The sequence below is a fragment of the Algoriphagus resistens genome, assembly GCF_001442615.1.
GTDB lineage: Bacteria > Bacteroidota > Bacteroidia > Cytophagales > Cyclobacteriaceae > Algoriphagus > Algoriphagus resistens.
This window is the reverse complement of record NZ_LMXN01000001.1, coordinates 707,293-721,700: the sequence shown is the minus strand read 5'-3', so window position 1 is coordinate 721,700 and position 14,408 is coordinate 707,293. Positions and strand designations below refer to the sequence as shown.

6 protein-coding genes and 1 pseudogene are annotated in these 14,408 nt (G+C 42.8%); 5 read left to right on the top strand and 2 right to left on the bottom strand.

The genetic code is table 11. The annotated features are described in order from the left end of the window. Positions 1-68: 68 nt before the first annotated feature. Positions 69-4,421: a PAS domain S-box protein gene (locus tag AS141_RS02995; RefSeq protein WP_082632146.1), complete on the bottom strand. Its 4,353-nt coding sequence runs from the start codon at positions 4,419-4,421 to the stop codon at positions 69-71. 362 nt (positions 4,422-4,783) lie between these two features. Beyond that, positions 4,784-5,791, bottom strand: a complete 1,008-nt coding sequence (galE, locus tag AS141_RS02990; RefSeq protein WP_057936121.1) for a UDP-glucose 4-epimerase GalE — start codon at positions 5,789-5,791, stop codon at positions 4,784-4,786. Between the two features lie 228 nt (positions 5,792-6,019). On the opposite strand from galE, the gene AS141_RS02985 reads away from it, so the two are divergent. From AS141_RS02985 to AS141_RS02965, 5 genes and pseudogenes are all read left to right on the top strand, one after another. After that, a complete protein-coding gene (locus AS141_RS02985) occupies positions 6,020-7,105 on the top strand; it encodes a FecR family protein (RefSeq protein WP_198293479.1) in 1,086 nt (361 codons plus the stop codon). A gap of 157 nt (positions 7,106-7,262) precedes the next feature. After that, a complete protein-coding gene (locus AS141_RS02980; RefSeq protein ID WP_082632145.1) occupies positions 7,263-10,640 on the top strand; it encodes a SusC/RagA family TonB-linked outer membrane protein in 3,378 nt (1,125 codons plus the stop codon). Positions 10,641-10,658: 18 nt separating this feature from the next. Then, positions 10,659-12,245, top strand: coding sequence for a RagB/SusD family nutrient uptake outer membrane protein (locus AS141_RS02975; RefSeq protein WP_057936119.1), 1,587 nt, complete (start codon positions 10,659-10,661; stop codon positions 12,243-12,245). Between the two features lie 36 nt (positions 12,246-12,281). Beyond that, positions 12,282-12,491, top strand: a pseudogene (locus tag AS141_RS02970) (RagB/SusD family nutrient uptake outer membrane protein); the annotation flags it as partial. A 122-nt stretch (positions 12,492-12,613) separates the two neighbouring features. Next, positions 12,614-14,401, top strand: coding sequence for a 3-keto-disaccharide hydrolase (locus AS141_RS02965; protein ID WP_057936117.1), 1,788 nt, complete (start codon positions 12,614-12,616; stop codon positions 14,399-14,401). The last annotated feature ends 7 nt before the right edge of the window (positions 14,402-14,408 follow it).

Sequence of the window (14,408 nt, the reverse complement as noted above, 5' to 3'; positions counted from 1 at the left end):
GACTCCACTGCCCAAACCGGCCCCATCTAAGTAGATGTGAAACAGTTTACCCGCTACGAAGAGGGAACTTATACCTCTTGTTTTGATACGAGCTCCAACACAATCCTGATTTCATTCTTTAAAGAGTCGTAAAGTGCCCCTACTATACCTTCTTCAAAACTATCAAGATGCTCAAATTGGAACGCAATTTTAGCTAAGGTCTGCATTCCTGTGGTAATTGAAGTGCCATATAGCTTGTGTCCTGCTTCGTTTAACCGCTTCAAATCCTGCAGCTCAATATGCTTCTCAAATGATTCCAGTGATTTTTTCAACTCAGACTCCACTATCTCCAAAAGCCCGCTTAACACAATCGGATCATTATCAGAATAATTTTGAAGCTTGGCCGGATTATAATGCTCATTTGCTTCATTTGCCTTTTCCGGTCCTTCATGAACTCCTACTGTGGAATCCCAATCAAGCCATTTCTGGAATATCACCAGGATATCCTCTTCCACTATGGGCTTCACTACAAAGTCATCCATCCCGGCCTGGATACATTTTTCACGCTCTCCTTTTACATTTCCAGCTGTAAAAGCAATGATTGGCGTATGTACATTCTGCTCAATGGCCCGAATTTTTTTAGTCGCTTCATAACCATTCATTTCGGGCATCTGCACATCCATCAGGATCAGATCCGGCAGTTCCCTTTTACAGTATTCCAGCGCTTCATAGCCGTTAGAGGTCTGGACTATGGTTGCCTTGGGTGCTATTTTGTTAATAATCGTTTTTGCCAAAAGCATGTTGATCTGATTATCTTCTGCCAATAATACAGTGAATACCAAGCTTGAATCCTCAGATTCCTCACTCTTAGCTTCTTCCGACTTGAACTCACTGGTATGAATATGGGAAAGTGAATGATAAAAATCCTGGATTTTAATCGGCTTGATCAACCTGTGGTGTACGCCAAATTCCTTGCAGGCACTAATTATTTTCTGATCGTCCGAAGAGCTGTGCAGCAGCATTATAGGCAAAGCCTCAGGATCAGGATTAAAACTCTCCCTGATCTTTCGGATAGTCTCCAATCCATCCATAAAAGGCATGTGATAATCCATCAAGATCACGTCAAAAGACTCTCCTGAAGCTAAAATCTGAAGTGCTTCAAAGCCTGTGGAAGCTTCTACAGAAGGTATATTCTGGAGTAAAAGCATCTGGCGGACAATCAAGCGGTTGTTCTCATTATCATCCACAATCAGCACTTTTTTGATTTTACTCACATCATTCCATTCCACTGCCTCACCTTGTTCGGTGTTAAGTGTAACCTCAAAATAAAACCGACTCCCTTTACCCAGTTCACTTTCCAACTGCAATTTGCTGTTCATCATCCTCAGCAAGCTGTTTGAAATAGCCAGCCCGAGACCGGAACCGCCATACTTTTTTGTAGTGGAGCTATCTTCCTGCTCAAAAGCTTCAAAGATTTTGTTTTGGTTCTCGGGCTTTATCCCTACGCCAGTATCCCTGACCGCAAACCGGATAGTATTTGCCCCCTGCAAAGTGGCGATGTTTTCAATCTTCAACTCGATTTCCCCTCTTTCCGTAAACTTGGAGGCATTGCCAAGCAAATTCACCAAAATCTGCTTCAGCCGGACAGAATCAGTATGCACAAATCTTGGCAGATCTGTCCCTATATTCAATAGCATCTCCACTCCTTTTTGCTGGATCTGGTAGGTAATAATATCGGTCGCCTGCGAGCAAAGCTCGTAGAGATCGCACTTTTCTATATCCAATTCCAGTTTTCCAGCCTCTATTTTTGAGAAATCCAGAATATCGTTAATAATACTCAAGAGCGCATTGGCCGACTGGTTGACAATCGTTAAATACTGCAATTGGGTTTCGTTCAGTTTTGTCTTCAATACCAGGTCTGTAAACCCGATCACGCCATTAAGTGGGGTTCTGATTTCATGACTCATATTCGCCAGGAATTCTGATTTGGCTATACTGGCTTCATCGGCCTGAAGTTTGGCCTTTTTCAATTCTTCCCGCTGTCTTACCAGACCGGTTATGTCTTGGGTGAAGAGCATTATCCCCCCAACTTCCCCATCATGAAGATACCAGGGCCTCAACTCCCATGTGACGTACCGATCTACTATTTCGCCAAAAAGCCGGATCTTATCCTCCTCCCTGCGCTCTATCTCTCCACCCAAAACCCGCTGAAGCCTGGCTCTCACTTCCTCATCCAGCTGAGGGAATAAATCGTAATGCGACTGTCCGATTATATCCTGATTTTTAAGGTTATAATCTTTCTTCCACTGATTACTTGCAGCTATGTACCTCAAATCCTTGTCCAGCATAGCTACCGCTGCTGGCGCATGCTGCACAAATGCACTCAGCCTGCTTTTCTCATTTATCAGATCCTGCTGTATCTTTTTCTTTTCAGTATTATCAATTGCAATCCCCAGATATCCTATGGTATTATCTTCATGATCACGCATCGGGGAAATGACCAAAGAAACAGATATTTCATCACCTGATTTTGTAATGAAAGTCCAATCCCGTTGGTCAACCCCATCTCTATCAGCAATGGTAGTGAACATTTTGGATGGATGAACTTTCCTTCCCAGCTCATGCTCCAGTTCAAGCACACGCTGTCTTACTTCTTCAGGTTTATGTATGAAATCAGGTTTTAACCTGCCAACTACCTCATCAGCTGAATATCCAAGCATCTTCTCTGCACCACTGTTAAAAACAGTAATAACACCCTCCATATCCGTGGAAATCACACAAACCTCCGATGATGCGTTGATTACATTGTCCAATACTTTTCTGGTCTGATCCAATTCTATCTGCGCGGTTTTGCTCTCATCGATATCCTGGAACGTCCCATGAATCCTGACACATTTACTTTCTCTGAATTCTACTTGCCCGATCGCCCGAACCCACTTTTCATTGCCTTTATAGCTGACAATCTGCAATTCAAATTCCCATGGGATCCCATTCTCAAGGGCCTGCTTCCATGCTTGGGTAATCTTATTTCTGCTCTCTCCTTCCTTATAAAAGGAAATCCCTGTAGAAACATCAGGCTCAAAATCCTCGGGAACCTCATGAATCAGTCTGGTCATCGGGGTCCAGGTAAGCTTATTCGTCTCCACATCGAAATTCCAACCTCCCACTTTAGCTATTTTCCCTGTTTCCTCCAGCAAAGACCTCGCTTGGGTCAATTTCTCCTCCAAGGATACCCGTTGTGTAATATCTATTGCATTCCCTATGACATATTCACCATCACCTCCCTGGTCATTTTCGAGGACATTATTATACATCCATATCAACAGCGAACCATCTCGGTGACGGGTGATCATCTGGCCACTTGCTTTACCTTTTTCTTTAACGACACCTAAATACTCATCAATCAACGGATGACGCTGTTCTGGCACGATATCGTACAGACTCCGCCCGATTACTTGTTCTGCCGTATAGCCCAATTTATTTGCTCCCGCTTCATTGACGGAAAGGAAGACCCCTGCCAAGTCATGGGTGCACATCAGGCCTTGGGAATTTTCAAAAAATACCCGCAGGCGGCTTTCACTTTTTTCCAGTTGTTTTTCCTTTTCTCTGGAATCTGTAATGTCCCGGGCTATACCATAGATATTTCCGGTTTGCCGTTCCGGTGTGGCTACCCAATCCAGCGTTTTATAGGATCCATCTTTACACTGAAATCTATGTATGAACTCCACTGTAAGCTCGCCGGATACCAATTTCCCAAGTTGCTTACGGGATCCTTCCATATCCTCAGGATGAATAAAGTCATAGAAGGGTCTTGCTAGTAACGTTTGATCATCCCATCCCAATAACTGGGTAAAAGATGGATTGATTTTCTTGAAAAAACCGTCCGTTCCTGCAATACAGATGAGGTCATTGGATAAACTAAAAAGCTTCTCCACATTACTGAATTCAGCAATCAATGAACGCTCCTGGAAAATAACCAATGCCTCACTTGCCAGCAATTCAAGCGCTGTCTTGCAGTCCCCGTCCAGTGACATAGGCGTTGATCCAAAAACAACGAGACAGCCTATCCATTCATTCTTATCATTTCGAAGAGGAAGCCCAACGAAAGACTTAATATCATTTACTTCAAATACCTCAGACAAAGACGGGGATATAGCCAGCTTCTTGACCTCTTCACAGCTAATCAGAGACTGGGCTGCCAAGGTTTGTTCTTTAAAAAATGACAGGGCTTCATTCCCTTCAAAGGTAGCTCCATATTCCGCTTTAAGTCCTAGATAATCAGGGTCTTTAAACAAAATCAGGGATTTAGAACCCGAACATACAATAGTGCTTAACTTACAGATTCTATACAGGGAAACATCCTTTTCAGCATCAAAATTTTGATAGCTATTGGCTGGCGATGGATCTGGTTTGCTTTTATCCTCTCCGGAATTGGTATTCATAGTTTATCTTTGAATGATACTAGTTGCAATCTAGAATTGCTGAATTCTTCACTATTTTACCCCTCAAATTATAACTCTTTAGCAACAATAAAAAAATAGGTCCAGATTAAACCAGCATGCATTAAATCCAAAAACGGATTCAACTAACTTTATTAAAACAGTCACATGATTGAAAATGTCAATCAAATAAAGATTTGCCTCGTTGATAACTTTCAAGTAGGTAACTGGGAATGAACTAAAAACAAGATCAGCCACCAATCATCGCAGCATTTCAATTGTCCAGTATGAAAAAAAATAAACGGCTCTTCCAGATATTTTGAAAACCACTGGAAGAGCCGTAAGACCAGGTATGACTTGCTATGCTACAACGTTTTCTGCCAATTCCAGCTGTCACGCATGGAATCTTCCAGGGAATAGCTCGGGGTCCACTTTAACACTGTTTTGATTTTATCGGTGTCAGCCCAGATCTTCACCACATCGCCCGGTCTTCTTGGGCCGATTTCATAATTGACACTGACGTTATTCACTTTCTCGAAGGTTGTGATGACTTCCAAGACCGTGTTGCCGTTTCCGGTCCCTACATTGAATACATCGTAGAAGTTATTGTCCTGCTTGCCCAGGTATTCAAACGCCCGTAAATGTGCATCTGCCAAATCCATCACATGGATGAAATCCCTGATACATGATCCATCAGGGGTATCGTAATCATTACCGAAAACCGTTAACTTTTCTCTGATTCCCGCAGCAGTCTGGGTTACAAAAGGAACCAGATTCGCCGGTGTACCTATTGGCAACTCACCAATCTTACCGCTAGGATGAGCACCTACAGGATTGAAGTAGCGAAGGGAAACCACGCGGACCCCACCCTTGCTTTTCACAAAATCCACCAGAATATCCTCGCAGATTTTCTTTGTATTGCCATATGGGCTTTCCGCATCTTTTCTTGGAGTGGATTCGGTCACAGGAAGGATCTCTGGCTGGCCGTACACCGTACATGAGGAAGAAAATACGAGGTCTTTGATTTGATGATCCCTCATGAAATCAAGCAAAACAAGAAGTGACCCGAGGTTATTCTTATAATATTTCAGCGGATGTTCGGTACTTTCCCCTACTGCTTTGAATGCTGCGAAATGAATAATTCCTGCCAGATCATGGGCTGAGGCTATCTTCTCCAGCAAAACCCGGTCACTACAGTCACCCTTATAGAAAGAAAGCTTTCTGCCCAAAATCTCTTCCAATCTATCCAATACTTTCTCGTCCGAATTGGACAGATCATCGACAATTATCGGATTATATCCAGATTTTACCAGTTGCACAGCTGTATGAGAACCGATGTAACCAGCTCCTCCAGTGATTAAAATGTTTTTCATCTTTTATTATAGTTTTTCAGCGGCTATAAGGAATCCCGCATTGAATACTCATTTCTGTATGTGCTGCCTGCATCATGCTCGCTTTCATTTATCTCTAAAAGTTTGTTTAGGCAAAACTATCCAAATGCGTGGATTATAGAATTCTTTTCAAAAAGAGTTTGAAAAAAAATAAAATTTTGAAGGATAACTTTTGGCCTTTCGCTCCTTATGGTACTGAATAGACTCACTATGGATCAGTTACCTTATTCCGTTGAAGATTTTGTTTTGGACTCTGATTTCAGAAAATGGATTCTTTCTCCAAGCAACAAGAGTAATCTTCAATGGGAAGACTATATAAAAAGAAACCCCCAATGCATTGAAAACATCCGCCTTGCCAGGCAGATTGTTCTGAATATGCCAAGCGGAAAATTTGTTATTGACGGAAAACAAATAGGAAGTATCTGGGAGGCTATAAACGAAAAACTAGCCCATGGAGAGGTCTCTCCCGAGGTAAAAAGTCTTCCGATACGTCCTGAAGCCACTATAGCGCATTTTGCTCTAAAACACAAAACAAAACGCAGGACTTTCAATTTCCGGATACTCAAAGCAGCGGCACTTTTCATGTTGGCATTCGCCCTAGGCGTACTGTATTATACCCTGCCTGAAAAAGAAAAAGCCCAGGAAATAAAATGGCTGACTTTTAGTACAAAACCTGGGGTAAAATCTGCGTTGACGCTTAGTGATGGCACTGTAGTAAAGTTAAATGCCAAAAGCAGTATTCGCTACATGCAGAATTTTGTGGGGGACACACGTGAGGTTTTCCTCGAAGGTGAGGCCTTTTTTGAAGTAGCCCACGACCCGTTAAAGCCTTTCATTGTCCATACCAAAGATATTTCCACCAAAGCGCTGGGCACTACTTTTAACATCCATGCAGGCACTGATGAAAAGATCACCGTTTCACTCGTATCCGGAAAGGTAGAAGTCCGGTCGGCAGAAGTCCCTGAGTTTGTGGATTACCTGGCTCCAGGCGAACAGATCAATACTTATGCCAAGGGAAAATCCTGGGAAAAAGGTGCTTTTGACAAGGATGTCGTCATGGCATGGCTGGATCAGACGATCATCTTCGATGACACTCCCCTACCTGAGGCAATAAAGATTTTGGAGGACTGGTTTGGTGTGAATATCACGCTGAACCATTTCAAGGATGAAAACCTGACACTTTCAGGAAAGTTCAAAGGTGAGACTTTGAAGAATATTCTGGAAGGACTGAGCTATACGGCCCGGTTCAGCTATGAAATCCACGGAAAAGAAATTCAAATAAATTTTCAACAATAACCCCCTCTTATTTATGCTAAAAAACCAAAAGAATGTAAATGCGAAAAAGACTGAAGATGCGTCAACATCTCCAGTCTGAGGTTTCGGGAAGTTTCGTCAAAACATCCCGGATGTTAAGAATAAACCAGATCAATTAGTTTAAACCAAAATTAAAATTATGAAAAAAGACATACGGTTATGCATTTCGACTGTATCTAAGAAATTTTTCCAAATAATCTTAGTACAGTGCCTCAGTATGGCTGTCCTCTTTGCTGCCCCTGCTAAGATTCAGGACAAAAGAATGGATGAGGTTCACGTAAGTATGCATATACAGAATGCGACAATCGAGGATGCTTTCAAGCAACTGGAAGCAGCGACAGGATTTAACTTTGTCTATACCAACAAGGAAATCAAAGGTATACCTAAGGTAGAAGTCCGGGTCAACACCAACGTATTTGATGCTTTGGTAAACCTATCCAGCCAAACTAGGTTGGAATTCAAGCAGATCAATGAGAATATAATAGTAAGAAAAAGAGCTGTCTATGTACCTGAAACTGCTGTTACAATCGAAGCGGCAGCGGCAATCACTGTCACAGGTGTGGTGGTGGACGACTCAGGACTCCCACTTCCTGGAGTATCGGTTATTGAAAAGGGAACTTCCAATGGTATAGTAACGGATTTGGATGGTAAATTTTCTCTTTCTGTAGAGTCTGAGGAATCTGTTTTGGTATTGAGTTTCATCGGTATGACCACCTTGGAAGTTCCGGTGGGAAACCAGAAAGAATTTAATTTAACCATGAGTGCTGATGAAACAGACCTTGACGAGGTAGTTGTAGTTGGATATGGTACAGTAAAAAAATCTGATTTGACAGGTTCTGTAGGGGTTGTTGGAGGTGAGGAATTACTAAAGCAGCCGATCACAAATGCTCTACAAGGCCTAAAAGGAAAGGTAGCAGGGGTAAATGTTTTTCTTAACTCTGGTTCTCCATCTTCAAGCCCACGGGTTCTAATTCGAGGTCTTGGAACTATTAATTCTTCTTCCCAACCGCTGTATGTGGTAGATGGTGTTGTGATGGAAAACATAGAATTCCTAAATCCAAATGACATAGAAAGTATGGAAGTATTAAAAGATGCATCTTCCACCGCTATTTATGGAGCTAGAGGAGCAAACGGAGTCGTTATGGTAAGCACTAAAAGAGGTGCAAAAGCAGAAGGAACAATTGTAGGGTATGATGGGTTTGTCAGCATCGGTGTACTTCCAAAAAAACTGGATGTATTAAATGCAGAAGAATTCATGGAAGTACTTGAGCGGGGATTCGAGAATCATGCTAAATACAGACCTGACTCTCCTATTCCGGCATTCACCAAAAACGATCCCAACCTATTCGATGCCAACGGGAATCCATTGTATGATACTGATTGGCAAGAGGAAGCTACCCGTACCGCTATTTCCCAAAACCATCAATTGTCCTTCCAGTCCAAATCTGAGAAATCTTCTTTCGGTGCGTTTTTGAATTATGCTGATATGGAAGGCATCATGCTTAACAATTACCTTAAGCGGATCAACGGTAAATTTGCTTATGATGCCCAGCCAACAAAATGGCTATCTGTCGGAATCAACTTGCTTGCAAACAATACCAAAGAAAATGTCTTTGAAGAAAGCGGCGGGCATCAGATGCCTAGACGGTCTATGATAGAAATGCCGGCAATCTTCCCTGTTCAGTTTCCTGATGGCACCTATAGTAATTCTGGTATGGTCTCAGATCCTTATGGATTGGAAGCGATTCCTAATCCAGTGCATGTTTTAAAGACTCAAGACCGTCTAAGAAAAAGAACGAAATTGTTTGGTAATTTTTATACCACCTTTCACATCCTTCCCGGATTGGACTTACGCTCTCAAATAGGATTTGATAAAAATGATTATAACGAGCAGATTTATAGCCCTACCGATTTGATCAATATCTCTTCTCCTAATGGTTCTGCCTACTTAGGCAATACCAATACTTTATATTGGCAACAGGAAAACTACCTGACTTATACTAAAGAGTTTGGTGATCATTCCATCAATGCCATGGCAGGTTTGAGCTGGCAGAAGAGAACTGAAGAATTCTTTAATGTATCGGCAACAGGTTTTTCGGATGACACCTTTACATTCAATAGAATTCAGGCAGCCAGCCAGCCGGGTACTCCTAACTCCGGATATGACGAGTGGAGTATGAATTCCTATTTCTTAAGAGGTAATTATAACTATAAGGAAAAATACCTGGTGACCTTTACTGGTAGAGTCGATGGTTCTTCCCGCTTTGGGGATAATAATAAATACGGTGTGTTCCCTTCTGTTGGTGTGGGCTATGTTTTATCAAACGAACCCTTTATGCAAGGGATGTCAAACACGATCAATGAGCTAAAATTGAGATCAAGCTTTGGGATAACCGGTAATACAGAGATTCCTACCTACCAATCGTTAGGTACCATTTCTTCCGGAACCACACTTATCAATGGCACCAGGGCACCAATCAGCTATGTTAACAGACTACCAAATCCTGATTTGGAGTGGGAAAAAACAAAGCAGTTTGATATTGGATTTGACCTTTCTCTTCTTGACAGGGCTCTGGTATTCAGTTTTGATTATTACTATAAGTTGACCAATGACCTATTACTAGATAGACCAGTTCCTTCTTCATCTGGATTTGCAGCTGTAAGGGACAATATAGGTTCTGTATCTAACAGAGGTGTAGAAGTACTGGTAAAGGCGTTCCCTATAACTACAAGCAACTTCAGTTGGGAATCTAACCTAAATTTCTCTTACAATGTTAACCAAATAGAACAGCTAGGCGAAAATGATGAAGACATCTTTCCTGGGCCAAACTGGGTTTCTGGAAGCCAGACAATTTTGCGGGTCGGCGAACCTTTAAGTTCATTCTGGGGATTTGAAAGATTAGGCACTTGGGGAACAGACGAAGCAGCAGAGGCTGCTGAAGTTGGGGCAGTCCCAGGGGAAGCCAAGAGAAGCGCAGCACGAACTATCATAGGGAATGGTTTACCAAAGTGGAATGGAGCGTTTATTAACAATTTCTATTACAAAAACTTTGATTTGACCGTTGATATCCAATTCGTGGCAGGTGTGGATATTCTACAGCAATTCTTTCACTCAACTCAGGACAGAACTGGATTTGCTAGTGGGTTAAGTGACGTATTATATGATGCGTGGACGGAAGACAACCAAAACACCATGGTTCAGCAGATCCGAAACGGTCCATATTCAGGACAAAACAGTGAGGTAGATAGCCACTGGGTAGCTGATGGTTCTTACATCAGAGGAAACTTAATCTCCCTAGGCTATACTTTCAATGAGCTAATGGCAAAAAATTCTGGCCTTAGCAAACTTAGAGTTTATGCAAACGTGCAGAATGCCTTCTTGATCCACTCTAAGGATTTCAAAGGATACGATCCGGAAGCTTCTTCATGGGAAGGAAACCAGTGGGGACAGAATATTTTCTTCTTCCAATATCCAAGACCAAGAACATTTACCGTGGGGGTTAGCCTTCAATTTTAATCCTAAAGATTATTACAGATGAAAAAAACACATATATTATATCTAGGGCTATTGCTTTCAACTGCTTCATGCGACAGCTTTTTGGAAGAAAAACCAAAAGATGAAATAGGCTCAACTCAATATTTCAGCCGACCGGAACACGCAAGGGATGCCGTTAATGCACTTTACCGCAGAGGTGCCATGCAGATGTATGAAACAGGAGTTTATTCAGGTGCAAGGATTATGTTTGGACCTTATCTTTCCGGTTTTGTGGACAACGATTATAAAGGACAAGAATTTCATGTCCAAAGAGGTCAGACAATGACTTTTGACGGCCTTAACCTGTCAGATTACTTTAATTCCATGTGGTCTGACATCTATGCCGGGATTTCAAGGGCAAATAATGCAATCAAATATATCCCTGAGACACCTGGTCTTGCAGCAGCGGACGCAGAAAGGTATATGGCTGAGGCAAAGTTTTTCAGAGCTCTGAATTATTATTATCTAGTAAGGATGTTTGGTGATGTTCCATTGATAACAGAGCCTTATGAAAGCCTTGAAAATCTCTTCCTTGAGAGAACCCCAGCGGCGCAGATTTATGACTTGATTACAGAAGATCTCAATGCAGCTATTGATGGAGGAGGTTTATCTGAACTTTCCATGGCTAATAATTCCGGTAGAATATCCAAGACAGTTGCCCAGACAGTTTTGGCAGAGGTATACCTGACTATGAGCGGTGCTGCATTGGGTGAAGACAATTATGCCAATGCCGCAAGCAATGCCAGATCGATCATTAACTCAGGCGTGCATGCGCTCACCCAGCATACTATGACCGGTAACGGACAAATAGCAACGAACGGATCTGCATACAATAAATTGAAATCAAGCGAATCTATTCCGGGAGAGTACATTTATTATTATGAATTCGATGAAACAATAGCGAACAATGGATATCCGGCGATTTGCTATCCCGTTACAATGGCTCCGCAATTAGCTTACGCCATTACCAACAATGCCTATGGCCCTACACCTCCTCTGTTAAACTCTTATGATCGCGAGAATGATTTACGGGTTCAAGAAAAACAGTACTTCCATTCTTCTATCACTATAGAAGGTGAAGAAATTGATTTTGCAACCTCGCCTTATATGTGGGTTGACGAAGAAGCAGCCAGAAACTCAGCTCTTTCAAGTAAGGACAAAGTGATCTATTCTTATGCAGATGTTCTCCTGGTCGCTGCAGAAGCAATAGCTATGTCTGAAGGGGTTACTCCTGAAGCTATTGATTACTTAGCCCAGATTAAAGAGCGTGCTATGTGGAAAATGGATCCGGCAGATATTAGAAGCGAACTGGAAGGGTTATCAGTGGAGCAGTTTGTAGAAGAGGTTTGGGAAGAACGTGTCAGAGAACTGGTTTTCGAATTTCCAATTTGGTTTGATGTGATGCGAACCCGCAAAATGCCAAGCCCTGTTCAGGATGGAAGTGGAGAGATTAACTTCATTGATGCGGTGGGTGCCACCAACTATTTCAATGGACCGATCAAAGAAGCTAATATGCTTTTCCCATTGCCTGAACAGGAGTTACAAAGAAACCCGTCCCTAACCCAAAACCCTGGATACGCAAATTAAAATGAACAGTAAGGGTTATAGAATATCTGCTCAGGTAGCACATTAACTATGGATGAACTACTTGCAGAAAGAGGAAGAGCGTTTATCTTTGAGGGCAAAAGAAGAACTGATCTGATCAGATTCGGCGAATTCACGGCTGGTACCTGGTGGGACAAAGATCCATCACAACCATTCAGAGCACTTTTCCCGATTCCTCACATTCATCTTTCTTTGAACCCTAACCTGATTCAAAACCCCGGCTATTAACTTGAAATAGTTCGATAAAACCAAGAAGTTTTGTGGGAGAGCGGTTTAGCTTTCCTGCAAGACTTCTTCTTTTATAAACACCATTGTAACCTATCTGTAAATCAATTAATTCTCAAATTCACATGATTTTGAACAAACATGTAGGCTTGCTCACCGCTGCTTTAGCTCTCCAGCTGGGTGTCGTGCAAGCACAGCAAAATCCTGTCAAGCTCGATCTTGGTTCCTTCGAAGGAAACAAAGGCAGCTGGACAGAAGTAGGAAAAGTCTGGGCTGACCCGACCGTACCTAATGAACTTCAATCCGAGGATGGATCTGGGGTTTTTGCAAACCTTCCCTCCAAGAAAAAGCAGGGAGCGGACATCATTTCCAAGGAAAAATTCGGGGATGTAGACCTTTCGCTTGAGTTCATGGTGGCCCCAGCATCCAATTCAGGGGTTTACCTTCAGGGAAACTACGAAATCCAGATCCTGGACAGCTGGACCTCCACTACCACCAAACCGGGTGATAATGGTGGCATCTACCAGCGTTGGGATGAGAGCAAGCCAGAAGGCCAAAAAGGTTACCAAGGCTATGCACCAAGACAAAATGCAAGCAAAGCTCCAGGCATCTGGCAAAAGCTGGAAGTTTCCTTCCAGGCTGCAAAGTTCGATGCTTCCGGTAAAAAAACTGAAAACGCCCGTTTCCTTTCTGTACGATTAAACGGTGTGACTATTCACGAGAACCTGGAAGTATTCGGCCCTACCCGCGGAGCCATGACAGGTGAAGATGTGGCAGAAGGACCGTTAAGAATCCAGGGGGACCACGGCGCGGTTGCTTTCAGAAATATCGAGATCACTCCATTCGATGCAAAAACACCAACAATATCCAAGGTTTCTTATGAGACTTTCCAAGGTTCATTTAACAGCCTTGAGGAGTTAGCAGGAAAAACTTCTGTCGCTAAGGGCACAGCAGCTTCTTTAAGCGAAGTGCCTGCTTCAGTATCTGATGTGAACTTGACTAAATACACTGCCAATCTAAACGTAGCTGAAGCGGGTGAATACCAAATCACACTTCAGGTGCCAGGTGGGATGTCCGGACTGGCAATAGGCAATGAAACAATCACTGATCTTTCCGACAGAGGCGTTCGTGTGAAGAAACAATTGGCCGCAGGAGATAACCCTATCCAGCTCATTGCATCCAAAAACAGAAATTGGTCCGTGGATGGGTTCAACCTATCTATTTCAGGTCCAGGACTAAGGGATACAGATCTGTTGGTTTCCGAAGCCGGTGCTTACCAGGACACTGATCCTATTTTGGTGGATGCGGATGAAACCCCTGTTTTACGAAGCTTCAGGGATATTCCTGATTACAAAAGACTGAGCCATGTGGTGTCAGTGGCCAGCAAGGAACAAGTGAACTATGCCTATGATTTGGAAACAGGTACGCTGATCCAAGTGTGGAGAGGTGAATTCCTAAACGCTACCCCGATGTGGAATAGCCGCGGGAATGGTGTTTCTGTTCCCCGTGGTGCTGTGATCAACTTAGGAACTCCTGCAGTGAATGCTGTGAACAGTGACTACACTGCTTCGGAAGAATTCAGAACCAAAGGCTATCAGTTAAAGAACGGTTCAGAAGATATCGTATTCTTCTACCTACTTGCCGGAGAATCTGTGAAGGATGAAATCAACGTATTGGATTCAGGCAAAGGTCTGCATAGATCAGTATCTGGCATAGCCGATGGATACTACCGGATAGCAGCAGGAACTGAGATCCAAAAGATCAAAAAAGGTTTGTACCTGCTTCCTGAAACGGGTTTGTACCTCGAATACGATGAAGCAACGTATGGTGCTCCAGTGACCCATGCCACTGCGGGCGGTGAGGGTATTTTCTTGCCTGCAAAGGGAAACATCGTTTACAATCTTCTCTTTTAATCCAAGG